At 69.6% G+C, this 22265-nt stretch carries 23 protein-coding genes; 17 read left to right on the plus strand and 6 right to left on the minus strand.

Going from position 1 to position 22265, the window contains the following annotated elements; genetic code table 11:
• Positions 1 to 503 precede the first annotated feature (503 nt).
• Complete coding sequence (locus AB0D34_RS03365; RefSeq protein ID WP_362655754.1) at positions 504 to 1475, minus strand: pirin family protein; 972 nt, start codon at positions 1473 to 1475, stop codon at positions 504 to 506.
• A 135-nt stretch (positions 1476 to 1610) separates the two neighbouring features.
• Positions 1611 to 2087 carry an SseB family protein gene (locus AB0D34_RS03370; protein WP_362655757.1) on the minus strand — a complete coding sequence of 159 codons (477 nt, stop codon included), beginning with the start codon at positions 2085 to 2087 and terminating at the stop codon, positions 1611 to 1613.
• Between the two features lie 120 nt (positions 2088 to 2207).
• Between AB0D34_RS03370 and AB0D34_RS03375 the strand changes: the two genes are divergently transcribed.
• The 13 genes from AB0D34_RS03375 (at position 2208) to AB0D34_RS03435 (ending at position 15385) form a co-directional block, all read left to right on the plus strand.
• Positions 2208 to 3047, plus strand: a complete 840-nt coding sequence (locus tag AB0D34_RS03375) for an intradiol ring-cleavage dioxygenase (RefSeq protein ID WP_362655760.1) — start codon at positions 2208 to 2210, stop codon at positions 3045 to 3047.
• 129 nt (positions 3048 to 3176) lie between these two features.
• Positions 3177 to 5003: an acyl-CoA dehydrogenase gene (locus tag AB0D34_RS03380; protein WP_362655763.1), complete on the plus strand. Its 1827-nt coding sequence runs from the start codon at positions 3177 to 3179 to the stop codon at positions 5001 to 5003.
• Positions 5004 to 5174: 171 nt separating this feature from the next.
• Positions 5175 to 5681, plus strand: coding sequence for a SigE family RNA polymerase sigma factor (locus tag AB0D34_RS03385; RefSeq protein ID WP_037707035.1), 507 nt, complete (start codon positions 5175 to 5177; stop codon positions 5679 to 5681).
• Positions 5682 to 5755: 74 nt separating this feature from the next.
• Positions 5756 to 6622 carry a hypothetical protein gene (locus AB0D34_RS03390; protein WP_362655766.1) on the plus strand — a complete coding sequence of 289 codons (867 nt, stop codon included), beginning with the start codon at positions 5756 to 5758 and terminating at the stop codon, positions 6620 to 6622.
• Positions 6623 to 7035: 413 nt separating this feature from the next.
• The gene (locus AB0D34_RS03395; protein ID WP_362655769.1) at positions 7036 to 7449 is read left to right on the plus strand and encodes a hypothetical protein; all 414 of its coding nucleotides are present in this window, start codon (positions 7036 to 7038) and stop codon (positions 7447 to 7449) included.
• A gap of 230 nt (positions 7450 to 7679) precedes the next feature.
• The gene (locus AB0D34_RS03400; protein ID WP_362655772.1) at positions 7680 to 8513 is read left to right on the plus strand and encodes a hypothetical protein; all 834 of its coding nucleotides are present in this window, start codon (positions 7680 to 7682) and stop codon (positions 8511 to 8513) included.
• Positions 8514 to 8516: 3 nt separating this feature from the next.
• Positions 8517 to 10013, plus strand: coding sequence for a peptidoglycan-binding protein (locus AB0D34_RS03405; RefSeq protein WP_362655775.1), 1497 nt, complete (start codon positions 8517 to 8519; stop codon positions 10011 to 10013).
• Positions 10014 to 10081: 68 nt separating this feature from the next.
• A complete protein-coding gene (locus tag AB0D34_RS03410; RefSeq protein WP_362656617.1) occupies positions 10082 to 10789 on the plus strand; it encodes an ABC transporter ATP-binding protein in 708 nt (235 codons plus the stop codon).
• Positions 10790 to 10815: 26 nt separating this feature from the next.
• The gene (locus tag AB0D34_RS03415) at positions 10816 to 12060 is read left to right on the plus strand and encodes an ABC transporter permease (protein ID WP_362656620.1); all 1245 of its coding nucleotides are present in this window, start codon (positions 10816 to 10818) and stop codon (positions 12058 to 12060) included.
• Between the two features lie 184 nt (positions 12061 to 12244).
• Complete coding sequence (locus tag AB0D34_RS03420) at positions 12245 to 13540, plus strand: M18 family aminopeptidase (RefSeq protein WP_362655778.1); 1296 nt, start codon at positions 12245 to 12247, stop codon at positions 13538 to 13540.
• Positions 13541 to 13608: 68 nt separating this feature from the next.
• Positions 13609 to 13860 carry a DUF6458 family protein gene (locus AB0D34_RS03425; RefSeq protein WP_362655781.1) on the plus strand — a complete coding sequence of 84 codons (252 nt, stop codon included), beginning with the start codon at positions 13609 to 13611 and terminating at the stop codon, positions 13858 to 13860.
• Between the two features lie 123 nt (positions 13861 to 13983).
• Complete coding sequence (locus AB0D34_RS03430) at positions 13984 to 15195, plus strand: glycosyltransferase family 2 protein (RefSeq protein ID WP_362655784.1); 1212 nt, start codon at positions 13984 to 13986, stop codon at positions 15193 to 15195.
• A 31-nt stretch (positions 15196 to 15226) separates the two neighbouring features.
• Positions 15227 to 15385, plus strand: coding sequence for a hypothetical protein (locus AB0D34_RS03435; RefSeq protein WP_174269180.1), 159 nt, complete (start codon positions 15227 to 15229; stop codon positions 15383 to 15385).
• A 12-nt stretch (positions 15386 to 15397) separates the two neighbouring features.
• On the opposite strand, the gene AB0D34_RS03440 is transcribed toward AB0D34_RS03435, so the two are convergent.
• Positions 15398 to 15793: a cupin domain-containing protein gene (locus tag AB0D34_RS03440; RefSeq protein WP_362655787.1), complete on the minus strand. Its 396-nt coding sequence runs from the start codon at positions 15791 to 15793 to the stop codon at positions 15398 to 15400.
• A gap of 51 nt (positions 15794 to 15844) precedes the next feature.
• Here AB0D34_RS03440 and AB0D34_RS03445 point away from each other — a divergent pair, with 51 nt between their 5' ends.
• Together AB0D34_RS03445 and AB0D34_RS03450 are read left to right on the plus strand one after the other, a co-directional pair.
• Positions 15845 to 16828: a helix-turn-helix domain-containing protein gene (locus AB0D34_RS03445; RefSeq protein WP_362655790.1), complete on the plus strand. Its 984-nt coding sequence runs from the start codon at positions 15845 to 15847 to the stop codon at positions 16826 to 16828.
• A complete protein-coding gene (locus tag AB0D34_RS03450) occupies positions 16825 to 17322 on the plus strand; it encodes an LURP-one-related family protein (RefSeq protein ID WP_362655793.1) in 498 nt (165 codons plus the stop codon). Before AB0D34_RS03445 ends, AB0D34_RS03450 begins: the two co-directional genes overlap by 4 nt.
• Before the next feature lie 24 nt (positions 17323 to 17346).
• Here the strand turns inward: AB0D34_RS03450 and AB0D34_RS03455 are convergent, their stop codons facing one another.
• On the minus strand, positions 17347 to 18120 hold the full coding sequence (locus tag AB0D34_RS03455; protein WP_362655795.1) for a carbon-nitrogen family hydrolase: 774 nt from the start codon (positions 18118 to 18120) through the stop codon (positions 17347 to 17349).
• Positions 18121 to 18302: 182 nt separating this feature from the next.
• On the opposite strand from AB0D34_RS03455, the gene AB0D34_RS03460 reads away from it, so the two are divergent.
• On the plus strand, positions 18303 to 19127 hold the full coding sequence (locus AB0D34_RS03460; RefSeq protein WP_362655798.1) for a maleylpyruvate isomerase family mycothiol-dependent enzyme: 825 nt from the start codon (positions 18303 to 18305) through the stop codon (positions 19125 to 19127).
• Positions 19128 to 19160: 33 nt separating this feature from the next.
• Here the strand turns inward: AB0D34_RS03460 and AB0D34_RS03465 are convergent, their stop codons facing one another.
• A complete protein-coding gene (locus AB0D34_RS03465) occupies positions 19161 to 20456 on the minus strand; it encodes an MFS transporter (protein WP_362655801.1) in 1296 nt (431 codons plus the stop codon).
• Positions 20453 to 21103, minus strand: a complete 651-nt coding sequence (locus tag AB0D34_RS03470; protein WP_362655804.1) for a GntR family transcriptional regulator — start codon at positions 21101 to 21103, stop codon at positions 20453 to 20455. The genes AB0D34_RS03465 and AB0D34_RS03470 overlap by 4 nt, the downstream gene beginning before the upstream one ends.
• Before the next feature lie 211 nt (positions 21104 to 21314).
• On the opposite strand from AB0D34_RS03470, the gene AB0D34_RS03475 reads away from it, so the two are divergent.
• Positions 21315 to 22214, plus strand: coding sequence for a serine hydrolase (locus tag AB0D34_RS03475; RefSeq protein ID WP_362655806.1), 900 nt, complete (start codon positions 21315 to 21317; stop codon positions 22212 to 22214).
• Positions 22215 to 22265: the final 51 nt, after the last annotated feature.

Consider the following 22265-nt stretch of genomic DNA (forward strand, 5'->3'; position numbering starts at 1 on the left):
AAAACAACCCCGGCCGGGTGTTAGCAGCACCCGCCGGGGTCTCACCACAGGATCGACAGGACCGATCTCATGGATACCAGCGACTCTAGCCCTGCCCTGCCCACTCCCGCAGGCAGGCCGCACGTAGTGACCGGCATGGCGCAGCACGTAGGGGTGTACGTACGCCAATCCGAGCGTCGCGCCACTGGCAGCGAGGCCAGCACAGCCGCCCAACGCGAAGAATGCCTGAAGGCCCTGGAACAATGGGCGATTCAACCGGCCCACGTCTCGGTGTATGAGGACCTGGGGATCAGCGCCTTCGACTCTTCCTGGACCGAGTAGAAGTGCGTAAGGCCTACCGCTATGCAGGCCAGAGCGTGCCTGCCGAGTCACGCGTCAGCATCACCTGGGCAGGCGGCATCAATCTCGACGGGCTGCCCTAGCGACAACAGAGGAACATGCCTGAAGCCGCAGACAAAGTCTGCGGCTTCAGGCAATGACTGCTCCGACGGAGCAGCGCGCCCTTACAGCCCGCCCTCAGTCATTCCATGCACCGCCGGCACCGTCCCGAGTCGCCCCTTCTGGAAGTCCTCGAACGCCTGCTGGAGTTCCTCACGGGTGTTCATGACGAACGGGCCGTAGTGCGCCATGGGCTCGCGGATCGGCTGTCCGCCCAGGAGCACTACCTCCAGGTCCGGCGCGTTGGAGTCCTGCTTCTCGTCCGCACGGACGGTCAGAGAGGAGCCGGAGCCGAAGACTGCGGTCTGGCCCAGGTGGATCGGGCGGCGCTCGGCACCGACGCTGCCGCGACCCGCGAGGACGTACGCGAGAGCGTTGTACTCCTCGCTCCACGGCAGCGTGATCTCCGCACCCGGCGCCAGCGTGGCGTGGATCATCGTGATCGGCGTGTGCGTGACGCCGGGGCCCTGATGCCCGTCGAGCTCACCCGCGATCACCCGAAGCAGCGCGCCACCGTCCGGCGAGGTCAGAAGCTGGACCTGGCCACCGCGGATGTCCTGGTAGCGGGGGTCCTTCATCTTGTCCTTGGCCGGGAGGTTGACCCAGAGTTGCAGGCCGTGGAAGAGACCGCCGGACTTCACCAGCGACTCGGGCGGGGTCTCGATGTGAAGGAGACCCGAGCCGGCCGTCATCCACTGGGTGTCCCCGTTGGTGATGGTGCCTCCACCACCGTTGGAGTCCTGGTGGATGAAGGTGCCGTCGATGATGTACGTGACCGTCTCGAAGCCACGGTGAGGATGCCAGGGAGTCCCCTTCGGCTCGCCCGGAGCGTAATCGACCTCCCCCATCTGATCCATCATGATGAACGGGTCGAGATGCCGGTAATGGATCCCGGCGAACGCCCGGCGCACCGGGAAACCCTCCCCCTCGAAGCCACTCGGCGCGGTCGTCACGCCGAGGACGGGACGGGCCACCGCGTCCGCCGTCGCGGCCACGCGCGGCAGGGTCAGCGGGTTGTCGACAGTCACTGCAGGCATGTCGGTACCTCCTTGTGGTTCGAGTTTAGTTGAGCATTGAACTTTCTGCCACCTCCAACGACAGAAGCCCGGAGGGCATTCCCTCCAGGCTTCTCCGACCTGGCCGAAGTGCGGACCTGACCGCACATCCAGCACCTAGCCGTACATCCGCCGCATCGCGAACTCGACCATCTGCTCCACGGCCTTCGCGTCGAAGACGATCCGGTGCTCGCCCTCCATGTCGAGCACGAAGCCGTACCCCGTCGGCAGCAGGTCGAGGACCTCCGAGCCGGTGATCACGAAGTACTTGGACTCCTTGCCCGCGTACCGCCGCAGTTCCTTGAGCGTGGTGAACATGGGGATCACCGGCTGCTGGGTGTTGTGCAGGGCGAGGAAGCCGGGGTTGTCGCCGCGCGGGCAGTAGACCTTGGAGGTGGCGAAGACCTGCTGGAAGTCCTCGGCCGACATCTGGCCGGTGGTGAACGCCCGCACCGCGTCCGCGAGGGACGGCGGGGACGGCTCGGGGTACAGCGGCGGCTGCTGGCCGTACCCGCCCACACCGCCGGTCATGGGCTGCTGCGGCGGGACGCCGTACTGCTGCTGGGCGCCAGCGTTCTGGTCGTAGCCGTACATGGGCGTAAGCGTACCGAGAGGGGTGAGGGCCGTGGGCAGCTACCGGCACCCGGAAACCGACAGTGACCTGACAGCGGCCGGCTCTGGGATTCGGGCGGCCGTCGCTCGTAGCGTCGACTCATGAGCGGACATCAGGATGACGAGACGCATGAGCACGACCGAGGGCTCTCCTACGACCTTCCCGTGCTCGCCCGCCGGCGGATGATCCGGCTCATGGCCGGAGCGGGGGCGGCCCTGGTGCCGCTCGTGGGCTGTACTGCCGACGGCTCCTCCTCTTCTGCGGCCACGGCTGCTACGGACACGACGGCGCCCTCCTCCACCGGCGAGGCGTGCGCCACCGTCCCCGAGGAGACGGCCGGGCCCTATCCCGGCGACGGTTCGAACGGCGTGAACGTGCTGAAGGAGAGCGGGGTCGTGCGCGCCGACATCACCCGCAGTTTCGGCGATTCCGCGGGCGGCACCGCGCGGGGCGTGCCCCTGACCGTGACGCTCACGGTCGTGGAGGCCGCGTCGGGCTGCGGGACCCCGAAGCGGGGCGCCGCCGTCTATGTGTGGCACTGCGACCGGGAGGGCGGCTACTCCCTGTACACCGAGGGGGTGACCGACGAGAACTACCTGCGCGGTGTCCAGGAGACCGACGAGAAGGGGCAGGTCACGTTCACCACTGTCTTCCCCGGCTGCTACACGGGCCGCTGGCCGCACATCCACTTCGAGGTCTACGGCAGCCTGGAGGACGCGACGAGCGCCACCGCGATCACGAACACCTCGCAGCTCGCCCTCCCGAAGGACGTGTGCGACACGGTGTACGCCACCGAGGGCTACGAGCGGAGCGTGGACAACCTCGGCCGGCTCTCGCTGGAGTCGGACATGGTCTTCAGGGACGGCCACGACCACCAGCTGGCGGCCGTGAAGGGGAGCGTCCAGGAGGGGTACGCCGCCACGCTGACCTTCGCGGTGTGACTCCTCACAGATGGCCGGATCGGGGTTGCGACTTATTACCGACGGGTAGCATCATCGTAGCTACTTGTTGGTACGTGAACTAGCGCGAGGAACCAAGTGCCTCGCCGAACTCTTAACGGAGCCGTCGCCATGGGGCACTACAAGTCGAATCTGCGCGACATCGAGTTCAACCTCTTCGAAGTACTCGGGCGCGACAAGCTGTACGGCACCGGTCCGTTCGCGGAGATGGACGTCGAGACCGCGAAGAGCATCCTGGAGGAGCTGACCCGCCTCTCCGAGAACGAGCTCGCGGAGTCCTTCGCGGACGCCGACCGCAACCCGCCGGTCTTCGACCCGGAGACCAACACCGCGCCGGTCCCGGCCTCCTTCAAGAAGAGCTACAAGGCCTTCATGGACTCCGAGTACTGGCGGCTGGGCCTGCCCGAGGAGATCGGCGGCACGACGGCTCCGCCGTCCCTGATCTGGTCGTACGCGGAGCTGGTCCTCGGCGCGAACCCGGCCGTGTGGATGTACTCCTCCGGCCCGGCGTTCGCCGGGATCCTCTTCGACGAGGGCAACGAGGTCCAGAAGAAGATCGCGCAGATCGCGGTGGAGCGGACCTGGGGTTCGACCATGGTGCTGACGGAGCCCGACGCGGGCTCCGACGTCGGCGCGGGCCGCACCAAGGCGGTCCAGCAGGAGGACGGCTCCTGGCACATCGAGGGCGTCAAGCGCTTCATCACGTCCGGTGAGCACGACATGGAGGAGAACATCCTCCACTACGTCCTCGCGCGGCCCGAAGGTGCCGGTCCGGGCACCAAGGGGCTGTCCCTCTTCCTCGTCCCGAAGTACCTCTTCGACTTCGAGACCGGCGAGCTGGGCGAGCGCAACGGCGTGTACGCGACGAACGTCGAGCACAAGATGGGCCTGAAGGCCTCCAACACCTGCGAGATGACCTTCGGCGACCAGCACCCCGCCAAGGGCTGGCTGATCGGCGACAAGCACGACGGCATCCGCCAGATGTTCCGGATCATCGAGTTCGCGCGGATGATGGTCGGCACGAAGGCGATCTCGACGCTGTCGACGGGCTACCTGAACGCGCTGGAGTACGCCAAGGAGCGCGTCCAGGGTTCCGACCTCGCGGCCTTCGGCGACAAGACCGCCCCCAAGGTCACCATCACCCACCACCCCGACGTGCGCCGCGCGCTGATCACGCAGAAGGCGTACGCGGAGGGCATGCGCGCCCTCGTCCTCTACACCGCGTCGATCCAGGACGCGATCGCCGTCAAGGAGGCCGCGGGCGAGGACACCAAGACCGAGCACGCGCTGAACGACCTGCTGCTGCCGATCGTCAAGGGCTACGGCTCCGAGAAGGGCTACGAGCAGCTCGCCCAGTCGCTCCAGACCTTCGGCGGCTCCGGGTTCCTCCAGGAGTACCCGATCGAGCAGTACATCCGCGACGCCAAGATCGACACCCTGTACGAGGGCACCACCGCGATCCAGGGCCAGGACTTCTTCTTCCGGAAGATCGTCCGCAACCAGGGCGCGGCGCTGAACTCCCTCGCCGAGGACATCAAGAAGTTCCTGGCGCTCGGCACCGGCGGCGAGGAGCTCGCGGGCGCCCGTGAGCACCTGGCCAAGGCGGCCGTAGAGCTGGAGTCGATCGTCGGTCTGATGCTGACCGACCTCGCGGCCACCGAGCAGGACGTCAAGAACATCTACAAGGTGGGCCTCAACACCACCCGCCTGCTGATGGCCTCCGGTGACGTGGTCGTCGGCTACCTGCTCCTCAAGGGCGCCGCGATCGCCGCCGAGAAGCTGGAGACCGCCCCCGCGAAGGACAAGGCCTTCTACACCGGCAAGATCGCGGCGGCGAAGTTCTTCGCAGCCAACGTCCTGCCCGGCGTGACGCTGGCCCGCAAGGTCGCCGAGGGTGTCGAGCTGGACCTGATGGAGCTGGACGAGGCCGCGTTCTGATCCGACCGGTCGTTGGCCCGCCGTGGCGGCGGCCCGCTTCCCCTGACGGGGAGCGGGCCGCCGCCGTTTTGGTGTCGGCAGAAAAATCTCCGGGACGGGTGCGACACAAGCGGTGGGCCGGAGCGTCTACCGGGTGTGGAGGAGCTGACGGCGAGGAGAGGGCGGAACCGAGTGTCGACTGCCAACGCTCTGGACGAGTTCCAGGGGTTCGCCCGCGCCCTCACACCGCGCCTCTTCCGCACCGCCCTGCTGATGAGCGGCGACTGGCACCTGGCCGAGGACCTGGTGCAGACGGCCCTCGGAAAGATCTTCTCGTCCTGGTCCCGGGTGCGGCGCACGGACAGCCCGGAGGCATACGCCCACACCGTGCTGATGCGCACCTACATCTCGCACCGACGGCTGCGGCGCTCCTCGGAGCATCCCGTGGCGGCACTGCCCGAGCACGCCTCGACCGGCCCGGACAGCGCCCTGCGCGTCACCCTGCTCGCCGCACTGGCCGAACTGCCGCCACGTGATCGTGCGGTCGTCGTCCTGCGCTACTGGGAGGACCGCAGCGTGGAGGAGACCGCGTCCGTGCTGGGCATGACCAAGGGCTCGGTGCGCAACCGCAGCAGCAGAGCCCTCGCCAGACTGCGCCGGACGATAGGGGACGGACAGGACTCGATCGCCGTGCACTGACCCCGATCCCGGCCCCGGCGGCCGGACCCGCCCCGCATCCCGGACCCCGCGACACCGGAAAGGACGGTGCACCCATGCGGCACGACGAGTCCACACCCTTCGACGACGACCTGCGGTACGGCCGCGAGTTCTCCCGCGCCCTGGACACCGCGCTGAACGACCTCCCGCTGCGCACCGAGTTCCTGGTGGCGGGCGCGGTGGCCCGGGGCACCCGCACCCGGCGCCGCAAGCGGGTGGCGCTGTGGAGCACGTCCGTGTCGGCGGCGGCGGCACTGACCGCCGCGGCGCTGCTCCTCGCGCTGCCCGGACAGCGGGGGGACGCGATGCAGACCGTCGCGCTGCCCGACTTCTCCGTCGGCAGCGACTCCGCCCCGCCGGGCAAGGAACCCGTGACGGGTGCCGCCACGGTCGCCCTGCTGGCCGAGCTGCTCCCGGACCGGCCCTCGGTGACGAAGACCGAGTCACGGGACAGCGACCCGGCGTACACCGCCGTGCAGACGTACGGCAAGGTCACGCTGGCGGAGGGGGGCACGGTGGCCGTGTGGCTGCAGGGGGGGTTTGTCCAGAAGCCGCAGAGGAGCGGCCAGGACGGTGACGCGTGGCCGGGAAGCCGTCAGTCGAGCAAGCCCGAGGTGACGGGTCCGACCCATATGCCCTCGGTCGACGGCCTGGGCCGGCACTACTCCTGCCCGGAGGGGGACGACGGCTGCCGGATCGCCAAGCTCGGTGACGGGTCGGTCCTGCTCTTCAAGGAGCGTGGCAGCGGCTCCGGCGCCGAACTGACCGCCGACGTCCTGCGCTCGGACGGCACGCGCGTGGTCGTGACCGCGACCGGGACCGGATACCGGGCGGCCCAGGTGCAGGCCCTCGCGACGAGCAAGCGGTGGCAGCAGTGGGTCGATCCGCGGGTGAACGACGCCGCGGAGAAAGCGGGCGGATGAGGCGCCCGTCCGCCCTCTCCCGCTTCAGCCGTCACAGCGGGCACAAGATTCCCGCCAGAGTCCTTCATTCCGCATACATGGAACTTCGTATTCCATCAGGGGTCATTCCATGGTCAATCGCAACATACCGGGCGATGATTTACATCGCCACCACCCCCGCAAACACGGATGGTTGATCGCTTTTCAGACACTCCCAAAAGGAATAGAGAGGCCGCCCGGCGAAGCACGACCTACTCTGGGGAACGCGAATTCGAGGCAGCAGTCCGCGCAATGGGCAGATCCTCTCGGCCGTTCTCAGCAAGAGTCACGTCCCGTTCCACCTGTCCCGAATTCGCAGCGGCAGCACAGCGAGAGGCTGCCCTTTCTTGTGAGCGTATCCGGAGTAATCCGAACCGCAACGGAAAGGGATCGGCATGCGAATCAGGAAACTCATCGCGGCGACCGCGGTGGTGGGCGGCGCACTGGCCGCCGGACTGGTGACGGCGGCACCGGCGTCGGCCGCGATCGACTACGACTGCGGCGAGGGCGAAGTCTGCCTGTACTACAACTCCAGCAGCTATGGCTACGGCGCGGTCTACGTGCAGTACGACAAGGTCCGGGACTACGCGGGCCGCTACTTCAGCAGCGGGAGAAACGGCAGCGCGGGAGCCGGCGTCGAGGTCAAGAACCACGCCGCCGCCGTGGACAGCTGGATCAGCTCGAACTTCCGGGTCTACTACAACAGCGGCTACAGCTGCGCCGTTGCCTGTCAGACCATCTCGCCTTACGCCACGGTCGACCTCAACTCGCAGCTGAAGAACAACAACGCATCGGGCCAGAACGTCTGAGTCCCGTCCGAGTGATGCGGGGGTGCGGGCACCTGCTCGCACCCCCGGCACGGGAACCGGGCCCGGAATCGGAACTCCACTCAGAAGAATCGGAAGAAGCCACCATCGTGTCTCGTGCAATGCGCCGCTTTTCTGCTCTCCTGGTCTGTGTGCCGCTTCTGCTGGCCGGCTGTTCGGACGGCGAAAGCTCTTCGGCGGAATCGAAGGGGAATCCCAAGGCACCTCCCGCCGTGGCCGAAATCCCGAAGATCACCAACGCCAATGACAAGTCGATGCCCCTGGACACCTACCTGCTGAACCCGGAGCAGAACGAGACCATCAACAACGCCTACGCGGGCATCCTGACCGACTGCATGAAGCGCTTCGGATTCGACTACACGCCCCCGGAGGCCGAGTTCACCGCGTCCTCGGGTGACGCCCCGACCACACGGACCGACGGCCGCTTCGGACCCCAGAGCGCCGAAAAGGCGGAGGAGTGGGGTTACCACCCGGCGGGCGGCGTGGAGGACGACAGCCCCTGGGGGAACAAGGGTCAGAAGATGACGGCCGCGATGCAGACGGCCGAGCGCGGATCGGACGACCCCAAGCAGAAGTTCGGGTCCGGCGGACAGGTCATCAACGGCCAGAAGGTACCGGACCACGGGTGTGTCGGAGAGGGGCGCAAGAAGCTCACCGGCTCGGTCAACGGGAACACGGGTGACGCGAAGGTCGCCACCGACCTCAAGTTCGACACCCTGACGAAGGCCCAGCAGGACAAGCGCACCCGCGCGGTGTTCGCCAAGTGGTCGACGTGCATGAAGGACAAGGGCTTCGACTACACCGACCCGCTGGCGGCCCTCGGCGACCCGGAGTGGGCGAAGACCCCGCAGCCGACGCGGCACGAGATCCAGGTCGCCACCGCCGACCAGGAGTGCCGTGCGAAGCACAACGTGGTGGGTGTCTGGTTCGCGGTCGACTACGCCTACCAGGAGCAGGCCGTGGAGCAGAACGCCGAGGCCCTCGCCGACGTCAAGAAGAACATCGACGCCATGCTCAAGGCCGCCGCGTCCGCGCAGGCCGGGTGAGCGATGGATCATCAGACGCGATCCGAACCGGAGCGGCTGCAGTCGGCGCCGGGCACGGAGCCGACCGCGAGGGCCCGGATGACCCGCCGCCGGTGGGTGGCCGCCGTCTCCGTGGGGTCGACCCTGCTGGCGGCGGCCGGCTTCGCCGCCTCACAGGTCATCAAGTCACCGGCCCAGGCCGCGGCCGACACGAAGCCCCCGGCCGCGGACGTGCTGACCGCGCCGGTGGAACGGCGGGTGCTGAAGGAGACCGTGGTGCTGCGCGGCACCGTGGCGGCCGGACAGTCCGTGACCGTGACGCCCGTCGCGTCGGGCGGTGAGGGCGCCGCCGAACCCGTGGTGACGAAGCTCCCGGTCAACACCGGGGACACGATCCGCGCCGGTCAGCTCCTGCTGGAGGTGTCCGGCCGCCCGGTGTTCGTCCTGAAGGGCGAGCTCCCCGTGTACCGGGACCTCAAGCCGGGGGCCAAGGGCGACGACGTGGCCCAGCTGCAGAAAGCGTTGCGCGACCTCGGGCACGGCACCGGCAACGACCCGTCCGGCACCTTCAAGGCCGGTACGAAAGCGGCGCTCCAGGCCTTCTACGCCGGGCTCGGCTACGACCCCAGGCCGGCGGTCGACGACGAGGGCCAGGCGGTCAAGGCGGCGGAGGAGGGCGTACGGTCCGCCGAACGCGCGCTGGAGCAGGCGCAGTCGGCCGCCGACGCGGCGGAGCCGTCCCCCTCGGCGACACCGGCCGACGGTGAAAACAACACAGACGCAGGTGATGGCGCCGCCGAGGCCCGGCGCGCCGTCGAGTGGGCGCGGGAGGACCTGCAGACGGCCCGCCAGAACCTGACCGACGCACAGTCCGCCGCCGGTCCCATGCTGCCCGCAGGCGAGGTCGTGTTCCTGCCCGGTTTCCCGGCCCGGGTGGACTCGGTGTCCGGGGCGGTCGGCACTCGGGTGACGGCCGGCGTGATGAAGGTGTCCGCGGGCCGGCTCGTCGTCCGGGGATATCTGCAGGAGCGCCAGAAAGGCCTGGTCAGGGCCGGTCAGCGGGTCGAGGTCCTCGCCGAGCGCTCCGGGACCACCGTCCCCGGGAAGGTGCGGTCCGTGTCTCAGACCCTGGACGCGGGCCAGGAGCAGGACGGCACCACCTCCGAGGACGGGTCGGACGGCGAGCGCGCCCCGGCCGCGGCCCAGGGCTATCCGCTCGTGGTGGAGCCCGACAAGCCCCTGGACCGCGCACTGGCGGGCCAGGAGGTGCGGCTGACCGTCGAGGCCGGTTCCACGGACGGCAAGGCACTGGTGGTGCCGGTCACCGCCGTGTCCGTGGGCTCGGACGGCAAGAGCGCGGTCACCGTCGTGGCCGCGGACGGCACACAGCGTCGGGTGCAGGTCCGGGCCGGCACCCAGGGCGACGGGTACGTGGAGGTGGTTCCCGTGGCCGGTGGCCGTCTGGACCCCGGCGCCCTCGTGGTCACCGGTATACGGCAGGCCCCGGGAGGCGGTGCATGAGGCTGCGCGCCCACACCCGCCGCCGCGGCTCACCGCAGGCGCCCGGGCCGGGGCCCGAGGTTCCGGTCATGGAGTTCCGCGGGGTGGGGCTGACCTATCCCGGCCCGCCACCCGTCACCGCGCTGCGGCCCTGCGACCTGGTCGTGCGGCGGGGCGAGTTCGTCACCGTGATCGGGCCGTCCGGGTCGGGCAAGTCCACGTTTCTCAACGTGGCGGGGCTGCTCGACGCGCCGACCGAGGGCTCGTACCTCCTGGACGGCATCGATGTCGCCGGCGCGGGCGAGGCGGCCCGCGCCGCGCTGCGCGGGCGGCACATCGGGTTCGTCTTCCAGTCGTTCCACCTCATGCCGCACCGCAGCGCGCTGGAGAACGTCACCCTCGCCATGGTCTACAACCGCTCCGGCCGCGCCGACCGCACGGCACGCGCGCGTGCCGCCCTGATCCGGGTCGGGCTCGGTCACCGGATCGACGCGGTGCCGACGCGGCTGTCCGGCGGTGAACGGCAGCGGGTGGCGATCGCCCGCGCCCTGGTGGCCAGGCCCTCGCTGCTGCTGTGCGACGAGCCGACGGGCAACCTGGACACGGCGACGGCCGAGAGCGTCCTGGCGCTGCTGGACGAGCTGCACGCCGAGGGCATGACCGTACTCGTCATCACCCACGATCCGGCCGTCGCCGCCCACGGGGAACGCACCGTCGCCATCCGGGACGGCGTCCTCGCCGAGCAGCCCGGCCGAGGCCCCCGGCGGGCCCTGTCGGCGGAGGGAGTCGCCGAGTGACCGACAGGCGAAGACGACTGCCACGGCTGCGAAGCCGCCGCCGCTCCCCCGAGCCCTCGCTCTCCGCGTTCTCGTCCTTCTCCCCCCGCGACCTGTTCGGCGAGGCCCTCGCCGGGATGCTGCAACGGCCCGCGCGTTCCGCGCTCACCGGCCTCGGCACCGTCCTGGGCGTCGGCACCTTCGTCGCCGTGCTCGGTCTGACGGCCACCACCTCCTCGCAGATCGACTCGCGCTTCGACCTGCTCAGCGCGACCGAGGTGACCATCGAGGACGTGGGCCGCCAGCAGAACGAGTTCGCCGGTTACGCCTTTCCCGACGACGCCGACGACCGGATCGAGGCGTTGAACGGCGTCGAGCACGCGGGCGTGTACTGGCAGGTACGGCTCACCGGCACCGACACGGTCCGCGCGTCCCCGCTCGGTGACGCCACCGGTGAACGGGCCCAGATCCTGGCCGCCTCACCCGGAACGCTCCAGGCCGCGCTGCCCACGCTCGCGCAGGGGCGGCTGTACGACGGCTTCCAGCAGGACACCTCGGCCCAGGTGGCGCTCCTCGGCTCCGGGACGGCCGCCCGGCTGGGCATCACCACACTGGACACGCGGCCGGCCGTCTTCATCGACGGTGAGCCGTTCGCGGTGATCGGCATCATCGACGACGTGCAGCGCAAGGCCGACCTCCTGCTGAGCGTGGTCGTCCCGAGCAGCACGGCGGAGCGGCTGTGGGGGGTGCCCGAGGAGGGGGGCGCCAAGATGCTGGTGGCCACCAGTACGGGGGCGGCCGCCCAGGTGGCCCACGAGGCGCCGACCGCGCTGCGGCCGGACCACCCCGAGTACCTCAAGGCCACCCCGCCGCCCGACCCGAGGTCCCTGCGCACGTCGGTCACCTCCGACCTGGGCCAGCTCTTCCTGCTGCTGGCCGCGATCTGCCTGGTCATCGGCGCGGTGGGGATCGCCAACACGACCCTGGTGGCCGTGCTGGAGCGCACGGGCGAGATCGGTCTGCGCCGAGCGCTGGGCGCTCGCAGCCGCCACATCACGCTCCAGTTCCTCACGGAGTCGGGCACGCTGGGCGCGCTGGGCGGCCTGGTCGGCACCAGCGTCGGTGTGATCACGGTGGTCGCGGTGGCGGTGGTACGGGACTGGACGCCGGTCGTCCACCCGGTCACCCTCGCCGCCGCCCCGGCCGTGGGCCTCGCCACGGGCCTGCTGGCAGGCCTCTACCCGGCCTGGCGTGCGGCCCGCATCCAGCCGGCGGAGGCACTGCGCCGCTGACGCCGCGCCGGCATCACGGCCCCCGGGACCACCACGGAAGGTCCCGGGGGCCCGGACGGTCCCGTCCGCGAAACGGCATACGCCTCCGGCCCACCGCTTTCCGATCAAATCCGCCTCCGCGGTGGCACGATCCTTCACGGAACCGCGGCTCGACACGGCTGCACGGCACCTTAGGGTGGCTGCCATGAGCGAACCCTCCCGCTTCGACCGCGGTCACACCGACGACCTCATGTCCTTCCTGGCAGCGAGCCCCACGCCGTACCACGCGGTGGCGAACGCCGCCGAGCGGCTGGAGAAGGCAGGCTTCCGCCAGGTCTCGGAGACGGACGCCTGGGACGGGTCGAGCGGCGGCAAGTACGTACTGCGCGGAGGCGCGATCATCGCCTGGTACGTCCCCGAGACGGCCACGCCGCACACGCCGTACCGGATCGTCGGCGCGCACACCGACTCGCCCAACCTGCGGGTCAAGCCGCTGCCCGACGCCGGCGGACACGGCTGGCGCCAGGTGGCCGTGGAGATCTACGGCGGTCCGCTGATGAACTCCTGGCTGGACCGTGACCTGGGGCTGGCCGGCCGGCTGACCCTGCGGGACGGTTCGACGCGGCTGGTGAACGTGGACCGGCCGCTGCTGAGGGTGCCCCAGCTCGCCATCCATCTGGACCGCGCGGTCTCCTCCGAGGGGCTCAAGCTGGACAAGCAGCGGCATCTGCAGCCCATCTGGGGGCTCGGCGACGATGTGCGCGACGGCGACCTGATCGCGTTCCTGGAGGAGGAACTGGGGCTCGGCGCGGGCGAGGTGACCGGCTGGGACCTGATGACGCACTCCGTGGAGGCGCCCGCCTATCTGGGCCGGGACAAGGAGCTGCTGGCCGGACCGCGGATGGACAACCTGCTGTCGGTGCACGCGGGCGTGGCCGCCCTGGCCGCGGTCGCGGGCGGCCCGGAGCTGTCGTACATCCCCGTCCTCGCCGCCTTCGACCACGAGGAGAACGGTTCGCAGTCGGACACGGGCGCCGACGGGCCGCTGCTCGGCGGGGTCCTGGAGCGTTCGGTGTTCGCACGCGGCGGGTCGTACGAGGACCGGGCGCGGGCCTTCGCGGGGACGGTCTGTCTGTCCTCCGACACCGGGCACGCCGTGCACCCCAACTACGCGGAGCGGCACGACCCGACGCACCACCCGCGGGTCAACGGCGGGCCGATCCTCAAGGTCAACGTCAACAACCGCTACGCCACGGACGGTTCGGGCCGGGCCGTGTGGGCCGCCGCCTGCGAGAAGGCCGGTGTGCCTTTCCAGTCCTTCGTCTCCAACAACTCCATGCCCTGCGGCACGACGATCGGGCCGATCACCGCGGCCCGGCACGGCATCAAGACCGTCGATATCGGTGTGGCGATCCTGTCGATGCACAGCGTCCGGGAGTTGTGCGGCGTGGACGACCCGCATCTGCTGGCGAACGCGCTGGTGGCGTTCCTGGAGGGGTAGTTCGCCCGGAGTGGGGGTACCCGCGAGTCCGGACCGGAACGACCGGCCCGGACAGGGAGGCGACACTCATGGGCTTGGGCGGATGCATCATCCTCATCGCCGTGGGAGCCATCCTCACTTTCGCGACCGACTGGCACATGAACGGGGTCAACCTCGACCTGGTCGGGGTCATTCTGATGATCGTGGGGCTGATCGGCGTGACGACGTTCAGCAGCATCGCGCGGCGCAGGCGGGTGGTCATGCCGCCCACGGCGCCGACGGTGATCGAGGAGGAGCGGCACGGACGCCGTGACGGATACTCCGACGGATACGGCGTGTAAACCGGATACGGCTCTCAAGTCGGATACACAGTCAACCGTGAGCAATCCGTGATCCAGGTTGACTTGTCTGCTTGTGTGGAAATAGTGAAGACTCGGGATCCTTGAGAGCCCGGGGGGTCTGCAGTGCCGGGCGTGAACCATCAGCACACCCGGGGGCTCCCCGTGCTCCACTCCACGACGACACTTGAGGCGACGTCACCCGCGGCGCACTATCCGCGCTCACCGCGCCCCCACCGGCACGCGGCGCGCCGCGCCCACGCCGCCCCCGACGAATTCGACGGCCCCACACGCCTGGTGGCGCTGATACCGGCCCACAACGAACAGGACCGCATCGCCGACGCGATCCAGGGCCTGTGGCGGCAGACCCGGCGCCCCGACCTGATCGTCGTGGTCGCCGACAACTGCACCGACGCCACCGCCGAGATCGCCTTCGCACAGGGCGCCCAGGTCTTCGCCACCCAGGGCAACACGCACAAGAAGGCCGGCGCCCTCAACCAGGCCATCGCCTGGGTGCTGCCCCATCTCGAGGACCGCGACCTCTTGTTGGTGCAGGACGCCGACACCGTGCTCGACCCGTCGTTCAACGAGACGGCGATCGGCACCTTCAACCGCAAGGTCGGTGCCGTCGGCGGGGTCTTCTACGGCGAGGACGGCGGCGGTCTGCTCGGCCTGCTCCAGCGCATGGAGTTCCACCGCTACGCCTGGGAGCTGGAGCGCACCGGCGGCAAGGCCCAGGTGCTCACCGGCACCGGCACCATGTTCCGCGCCCGCGTCCTGCGCGAGGTGCGCGCCGCCCGCCGCGACGGAGTGATCGGCGGCGGCCACGCCTACTACAGTCTCGCCTCGCTCACCGAGGACGACGAGATGACCAAGGCGGTCAAGACCCTCGGCTACCGGACCATGTCCCCGGCAGGCTGCGCGGTCACCACCGAGGTCATGCCCACCCTGGGCAAGTTGTGGCACCAGCGGCTGCGGTGGCAGCGCGGAGCCCTCGAGAACCTGCGCGACTACGGCTGGACCCGCGTCACCGCCCGCTACTTCGCACAGCAGTTCCTCATGGGCTTCGGAGCGCTGTCCTTCCTCATCTACCTGACCTACATGGGCACCTACACCACGCTGTACGGCTGGCCCGGCTACTCGCCCTTCTGGACCGCGATCGGGCTGGTCTTCGTGGTCGAGAAGACGGTCTCCGTACGCCGGGCCGGGCCACGTGCCGTGCTGGTGGCGGCGCTGATGATCCCCGAGATGCTCTACGACCTCTTTCAGCACGCCGTCTACTTCTCCTCGCTGTGGGGGCTGTTGCGCCGCAGCGAGGAGAAGTGGGTGGCTACGTAACCCTCATGGAAACCAACACAGGAGAAGCGCGATGTACGGAAGAGTGATCGGCGCCGGTACCACCGGGGCCGGAGGCGCCACGCTGGCGGCGACCGGGCTGTGGCTCAACAGCATGGCGATGGTCGTGGCCGCCACGACCCTGGTGGCGGCAGGCGTCGCGGTGTTCAAGCTGGTCCCGCGCAGGCGGTAGCCGTCGGACGGGTCACCGGTGCAGCGCGTGGCCCGTCGTCACGTCCACATGGGCCGGGATCTCGTCATGGCGGTCGCCGACCGTCGAGGTGCCGGTGGGTTCGAGCAGGAGGATGTCGGTCGGGACGGGGGCGTACGGCTTGTGTTCGACGCCCCGCGGGACCGTGAAGACGGACAGCCTCGGCAGAACGACCGTGCGCTCGCCGGCCGGCTCCCGCAGCGAAATGTGCAGCTCGCCCTCCAGGACCAGGAAGAACTCGTCGGTGTCGTCGTGGACGTGCCAGAGATGCTCGCCCTCGACGTGCGTGACGCGGACGTCGTAGTCGTTGACGGCGCTGACGATGCGGGGACTCCACTGCTCGGTGAAGGAGGCCAGCGCGGCGGGCAGGGAGACGGGTTCGGTGGTCATGAGGTCATCGTGCGGGTGCCTCGTTCACCGCACGAGTGCTAGAAATCGCACATGGCGCAAGAATCCTCTCACCGTGTCGTCCTGCTGGTCGACGAGAACTCCAACCCCTTCGAAATGAGCTGCGCCATCGAGGTCTTCGGGCTGCGACGGCCGGAACTGGGGCGGCAGCTGTACGACTTCACGCTGTGCGCCGCCGGGTCGAGCACCCGGATGCGGGACGGCTTCTTCACGCTGACCGGGGTCGCCGGTCTGGAGGCGGCGGACGAGGCGGACACGCTGATCGTGCCGAACCGGCCCGACACCGACACCCCGCGCTCACCGCAGGTGCTGGACGTCGTACGACGGGCACACGCGCGTGGCGCCCGGCTGGTCGGCTTCTGCTCGGGCGCGTTCACCCTGGCGGAGGCCGGGCTGCTGGACGGACGGCGGGCGGCCTGTCACTGGATGTGGGCCGACTCGTTCCGGGCCCGCTTCCCACGTGTGCGGCTGGAGCCGGACATCCTCTTCGTCGACGACGGCGACATCCTCACCGCGTCCGGCAGCGCCTCGGCGCTCGACCTGGGGCTGCACCTGGTACGACGGGACCACGGCGCCGAGATCGCCAACCACGTCTCCCGCAGGCTCGTCTTCGCCGCCCACCGCGACGGCGGCCAGAAGCAGTTCGTCGAGCGGCCCGTGCCCGACGTACGGGACGAGTCGCTGGGTCCGCTGCTCGCGTGGGCGCAGGAGCGGCTGGGGGAGCCGCTGACGGTGGCCGGCCTGGCGGCCCGCGCGGCTGTCTCCCCGGCGACCCTGCACCGCCGCTTCCAGGCCCAGCTCGGCACGACTCCGCTCGCGTGGCTGACGGCGGAACGGGTGGCGCTCGCCTGCCGGCTCATCGAGCGCGGGGAGGAACGCCTCGACGTGGTGGCCGCGAGGAGCGGTCTGGGCACGGCCGCCAACCTCCGCGCGCGCGTGCGGCGCGAGACCGGCCTCAGCCCGTCGGCCTACCGGCGGCGTTTCGGGACGGGCGCCGGGGAAGCGGTAACGGCATGAGATTCCTCGTACGCGACCGGCTCCTCGGCATCGGTGACGACTACTGGATCGAGGACGACCGGGGCAACAAGGTCTTCCTCGTCGACGGCAAAGCCATGCGGGTCAGGGACACCTTCGAGCTGAAGGACACCCACGGGCGGGTCCTGATCGACATCCGCCAGAAGATGTTCGCCCTGCGCGACACCATGGTGATCGAGCGGGACGGCGAGCCGCTGGCGAAGATCAAGCGGAAACGCCTGTCGCTGCTGCGCAACCACTACCGGGTGGCGCTCGCCGACGGCAGGACCGAACTCGACGTCAGCGGCAAGATCCTCGACCGTGAGTTCGCCGTCGAGTACGACGGCGAACTGCTCGCCGTGGTCTCCCGGCGCTGGCTGCACGTCCGTGAGACCTACGGCGTCGACATCGTCCGCGACGACGCGGACCCGGCGCTGCTCATCGCGGTGGCGGTGTGCGTGATCCACCTCGCGGAGAAGGAGCGGGAGGACGACTGATCCCCTGGGCCGTTGCCCCGGGTCTCAGAGCACCCGGTCCTTCAGGGCCGGGAACTGCTCCCTGGTCACGGCCACCTTCCCGGGGTCGAACTCCACCGTGAGGACCTCCTCGTCGGCGCCCGCCTCCGCGAGCACCTCGCCCCACGGATCCACCACGATCGAGTGACCTGCCTGTGGAACTCCCGCGTGCGTCCCGGCCGTTCCACAGGCAAGCACGAACGCCTGGTTCTCGACCGCCCGCGCCCGGGCCAGCAGCGTCCAGTGCGCCCGGCGGCGCTCCGGCCAGCCCGCCGGGATCACCAGGGTCTCGGCGCCCGCGTCGACGAGACCACGGAAGAGCTCGGGGAAACGGAGGTCGTAACAGGTGGCGACGCCGACGGTCGTCTCCGGCAGACGGACCGTCACCAGGTCCTCGCCGCGGCCCATCAGCACGGCCTCGCCCTTGTCGAAGCCGAAGCGGTGGATCTTGCGGTAGGTGGCGGCCAGTTCACCGGCGGGGGAGAAGAAGAGGGAGGTGTTGTAGAGGGTGCCGTCGGGGGCCCGCTCGGGGATCGAGCCCGCGTGCAGCCACACGCCCGCGTCGCTCGCGGCCTTCGCCATGGCCTCGTACGTCGGCCCGTGAAGCGGCTCGGCCTCGCTCCCGAACTCCTCGAAGGCGAACGCCCCCGTGCTCCACAGTTCCGGCAGGACGACGAGGTCGGCTCCGGCCTGATCGCGTACCAGCGACGCCACCCGACGCCGACGCGATTCGACCGATTCGCCCTCATCCACGGCGATCTGGATCAAAGAGGCGCGCACACTACCACCGTCCTGGCATTCGAGCCGTCCGTTACGGGCCTACGATCGTCACACGAAAGCACTGCCGGGGTGCCTCGCAGCAGCGTAACTTAGCGTTCCAAGACACCCGCCGACAGCCACCACCTCCACTGGCAACGCCGCCACCACCAGCCCGTGCTCCGACCGCCGAGGGGTCCCGTTCCGTGAGTCTGCATCCCACTCTCCAGCCCTACGCCGACGCCTGGACCCACTCCATCGACGCGATATCCGAGCTGGTGACGCCCCTCGTCGAGGGTGAGTGGAACCGTCGTACCCCCTGCCCCGGCTGGTCGGTGCGGGACGTGGTGTCGCATGTCATCGGGCTGGACTGCGAGATGCTGGGCGACCCGCGCCCCATCCACACCCTCCCCCGCGACCTGTTCCACGTCACCAACGACCACCAGCGGTACATGGAGATGCAGGTCGACGTCCGCCGCCACCACACGGCGCCGGAGATGACGTCCGAGCTGGAGTACGTCATCATCCGCCGCAACCGCCAGCTGCGGAACGAGTCCCGCGACCCCGGCACGAAGGTGCGCGGCCCGCTCGGAACCGAACTGACGCTCGTGGACTCCATGCGCCAGCACGCCTTCGACGTCTGGGTGCACGAACAGGACCTGCGCACCGCCCTCGGCCGGCCCGGCAACCTCGACTCCCCCGGCGCGCACATCGCCCGGGACGTGCTGCTCGACGCCCTCCCCGACATAGTGGCCACCAAGGCGAACGCGCCCCGCAGTTCGGCGATCGTCTTCGACATCCACGGCCCCGTCGAGTTCCTGCGCACGATAAGGGTCGACATCCAAGGCCGCGGCACACTGGAGACGGCTCCCGCGCTCGGCCCCGCCGCCACCCTCACCCTCGACTGGGAGACCTACGTCCGCCTGGCCTGCGGCCGCGTGACCCCGGAGTCGGCGGCGGACCGCGTGAAGGCGGACGGCGACCCGGAACTGACGTCGGCGATCCTGCGGAACTTCACGGTGACGCAGTAGGAATCGGGTGTGAGACCTGCGTAGCTCCCGCGGCTACGCAGGGACGTGCACCGTCTCCACCCGGCTCGCCACCAGCCGCTCCCGCTCCCTGCGCGCCGCCCGCCTGCGCAGCCGCAGGATCTGGCTGACGCCGAGTGCCTGGAGCACGAAGACGGACGAGAAGGCGACGGTGTAGTTGTCGCCGGTCGCGTCCAGGAGGACACCGACGGCGAACAGGGTCGTCATCGACGCGACGAACCCGCCCATGTTGGTGATGCCGGACGCGGTGCCCTGCCGCTCCGGCGGGTTCGCCGGGCGCGCGAAGTCGAAGCCGAGCATCGAGGCCGGCCCGCACGAGCCGAGCACCACGCACAGCACGATCAGCAGCCACATCGGCGCGTGCTCGCCGGGGTAGGCCAGCGTGCCCGCCCACAGCAGCGCCGTCGCGGCCACGGTGCCGAGCGCGAGCGGCAGCCGCGCCGCGTGGTGCCGGGCCACGATCTGGCCGTAGACCAGGCCGAAGACCATGTTGGACAGCACGACGAGCGTGAGCAGTTCGCCCGCCACCGCCCGGGACAGCCCCTGCGCCTCGACGAGGAACGGCAGGCCCCACAGCAGCAGGAACACCATCGCCGGGAACTGCGTCGTGAAGTGCACCCACAGCCCGAGCCGGGTGCCGGGTTCCCGCCAGGACGCGGCGATCTGGCGTCGTACGTAGGCCGCTCCCCGGTGCGGGAACGGCTCCGGCTCGTGTCCCTCGGGGTGGTCCTTGAGGAAGAGGAGCAGCAGGACCAGCACCACCACACCCGCGAGCGAGCTGCCCGCGAACGCGGCCGTCCAGCCGATGCCGTGCAGCAGCCGGGCCAGGACCAGGGTGGAGACCAGGTTGCCCGCCATGCCGGCCAGCCCGGCGAGCTGCGCGACCAGCGGGCCGCGGCGGGCCGGGAACCAGCGGGTGCCGAGCCGCAGCACGCTGATGAAGGTCATCGCGTCGCCGCAGCCGAGCAGCGCGCGCGAGGCGAGGGCGGTGCCGTACGACGGCGAGAACGCGAAGCCGAGCTGCCCCGCCGTGAACAGCACCACGCCCAGGGTCAGCACCTTCTTGGTGCCGAGCCGGTCGACGAGCAGGCCGACGGGGATCTGCATGCCGGCGTAGACGAGGAGCTGGAGGATCGAGAAGGTCGACAGGGCCGAGGCGTTCACATGGAACCGCTCGGCCGCGTCGAGGCCGGCGACCCCGAGGGACGTGCGGAAGATGACAGCGACGAAGTAGACGGAGACGCCGATGCCCCACACGGCCATCGCGCGCCGGCCGCCCGGAGGGTCACCGGGAAGCGGGGAGCGGTTCATCGGACCTCCCCCCGCGCCAGGTTCGAGAACCACTCGACATGCCCGTGAATCAGGCCTACGACCGCCTCCGCGTCGCCGGAGCGCAGGGCGTGAAGGATCTGCTCGTGCTCGGTGAGGGTCTTGGTGATGCGGTCCGGGTGGGCGTGCATCACGGCGACGCCCATCCTGAGCTGGCGGTCGCGGAGCTGGTCGTAGAGCCGGCTGAGGATCTCGTTGCCGCCGCTGCGGACGATCTCGGCGTGGAAGCAGCGGTCGGTCACGGCGGCGCCGGCCAGGTCCCCGGCCGCGGCCTGCTCCTTCTGCCGCGCGAGCAACTCCTCCAGGCGTGCGAGGAGCTGCGGGGACGCCGGCACGGCCTTGCGGGCGGCGTGACCCTCGACGAGCTGGCGGGTCTCGACGACGTCCGCGATCTCCTGGGCGGAGACGGGCAGGACCAGCGCTCCCTTTTTCGGGTAAAGCTTGATCAGCCCCTCGACCTCGAGACGGAGCAGCGCCTCACGCACCGGTGTGCGGGACACCCCGACGGCCTCGGCGAGCTCGCCCTCGGTGAGCAGGGTCCCGCCCTCGTAGCGACGGTCCAGGACACCCTGCTTGACGTGGGTGTAGACGCGGTCGGCGGCGGGGGGCTGTTTCACGGCCAGGCTCATGCCCACAGCATAGATACAACACGTACGCATGATGAGCCCCGTCCAGCATGCGGACCCCCGGCCGTCACCCTCGTCGCGGAAATCGACACCCGCCCCAGCGACTGCACAACCTTCCGTGCTATCTACGTGTCAGACACATGCGGCCTCAACCTCGTTCCCCTTCAACTCGGCCGCACTTTCAGGGGCATTCGACGTATTCGGGGTATTTCAGTTGATTACCGCCATCAAGGGCCTCCGCGTCCGCAGAGCCGCAGCCGTCGCGATCACGACCGGCGCAGTGCTCGCCACCGGGGCTCTCACCGCGGCACCCGCGCAGGCGTTGACCACGCCGACCATCACCGCCAAGGGCGGTTTCCTGATGAACAGCGCCACCGGCACGACCCTCTTCAGCAAGTCGCCCAACACCAAGCGGCTCACCGCTTCCACCACGAAGATCATGACCGCCAAGGTCGTGCTCTCGCAGTCGAACCTGAACCTGGACGCCAAGGTCACCATCAAGAAGGCGTACAGCGACTACATCGTCTCCAAGGGCGCCTCTTCCGCCCACCTGATCGTCGGCGACAAGGTCACCGTCCGTCAGCTGCTCTACGGAATGATGCTGCCGTCCGGCTGCGACGCCGCGATGGCACTGGCCGACAAGTTCGGTTCCGGCTCGACGGTCTCCGCGCGCACGAAGTCGTTCATCGCGAAGATGAACACGACGGCGAAGAACCTCGGTATGACGAACACGAAGTTCGACTCGTTCGACGGAATAAGCAATGGTTCGAACGCCTCGACTCCGAAGGACCTCACGCTGCTCGCCCGCAACGTGATGAAGAACTCGACCTTCAAGTCCGTCGTGAAGACCAAGTCGTACACGGCGAAGACGATCACGAAGACCGGCAGCACCCGCACCATGGGTGCCTGGAAGAACACCAACACCCTGCTCGGCTGGAACGGCACGCTCGGCATCAAGACCGGCTCGGGCTCCGACTCCAAGTACTGCCTCGTCTTCGCCGCCACGAAGAACGGCGAGTCCGTCATCGGCGCGGTCATGACCTCCTCCTCGGCGGCCAACCGCACGACCGACGTCAAGAAGCTCATCAACTACGGCTACGCGAAGATCAGCTGACACCGACTGTCACGTAGGGGTCCGTTGCCGATGGGCGACGGGCCCCTTCGT

The organism is Streptomyces sp. NPDC048420 (genome assembly GCF_040651535.1).
Lineage (GTDB): Bacteria > Actinomycetota > Actinomycetes > Streptomycetales > Streptomycetaceae > Streptomyces.

What these genes read in the sequence shown, in the direction of transcription:
- AB0D34_RS03365 (WP_362655754.1), bottom strand. Translation starts at nt 1,475, where the DNA reads ATGCCTGCAGTGACTGTCGACAACCCGCTGACCCTGCCGCGCGTGGCC.
- AB0D34_RS03370 (WP_362655757.1), bottom strand. Translation starts at nt 2,087, where the DNA reads ATGTACGGCTACGACCAGAACGCTGGCGCCCAGCAGCAGTACGGCGTC.
- AB0D34_RS03375 (WP_362655760.1), top strand. Translation starts at nt 2,208, where the DNA reads ATGAGCGGACATCAGGATGACGAGACGCATGAGCACGACCGAGGGCTC.
- AB0D34_RS03380 (WP_362655763.1), top strand. Translation starts at nt 3,177, where the DNA reads ATGGGGCACTACAAGTCGAATCTGCGCGACATCGAGTTCAACCTCTTC.
- AB0D34_RS03390 (WP_362655766.1), top strand. Translation starts at nt 5,756, where the DNA reads ATGCGGCACGACGAGTCCACACCCTTCGACGACGACCTGCGGTACGGC.
- AB0D34_RS03395 (WP_362655769.1), top strand. Translation starts at nt 7,036, where the DNA reads ATGCGAATCAGGAAACTCATCGCGGCGACCGCGGTGGTGGGCGGCGCA.
- AB0D34_RS03405 (WP_362655775.1), top strand. Translation starts at nt 8,517, where the DNA reads ATGGATCATCAGACGCGATCCGAACCGGAGCGGCTGCAGTCGGCGCCG.
- AB0D34_RS03410 (WP_362656617.1), top strand. Translation starts at nt 10,082, where the DNA reads ATGGAGTTCCGCGGGGTGGGGCTGACCTATCCCGGCCCGCCACCCGTC.
- AB0D34_RS03420 (WP_362655778.1), top strand. Translation starts at nt 12,245, where the DNA reads ATGAGCGAACCCTCCCGCTTCGACCGCGGTCACACCGACGACCTCATG.
- AB0D34_RS03425 (WP_362655781.1), top strand. Translation starts at nt 13,609, where the DNA reads ATGGGCTTGGGCGGATGCATCATCCTCATCGCCGTGGGAGCCATCCTC.
- AB0D34_RS03435 (WP_174269180.1), top strand. Translation starts at nt 15,227, where the DNA reads ATGTACGGAAGAGTGATCGGCGCCGGTACCACCGGGGCCGGAGGCGCC.
- AB0D34_RS03440 (WP_362655787.1), bottom strand. Translation starts at nt 15,793, where the DNA reads ATGACCACCGAACCCGTCTCCCTGCCCGCCGCGCTGGCCTCCTTCACC.
- AB0D34_RS03445 (WP_362655790.1), top strand. Translation starts at nt 15,845, where the DNA reads ATGGCGCAAGAATCCTCTCACCGTGTCGTCCTGCTGGTCGACGAGAAC.
- AB0D34_RS03450 (WP_362655793.1), top strand. Translation starts at nt 16,825, where the DNA reads ATGAGATTCCTCGTACGCGACCGGCTCCTCGGCATCGGTGACGACTAC.
- AB0D34_RS03465 (WP_362655801.1), bottom strand. Translation starts at nt 20,456, where the DNA reads ATGAACCGCTCCCCGCTTCCCGGTGACCCTCCGGGCGGCCGGCGCGCG.
- AB0D34_RS03470 (WP_362655804.1), bottom strand. Translation starts at nt 21,103, where the DNA reads ATGAGCCTGGCCGTGAAACAGCCCCCCGCCGCCGACCGCGTCTACACC.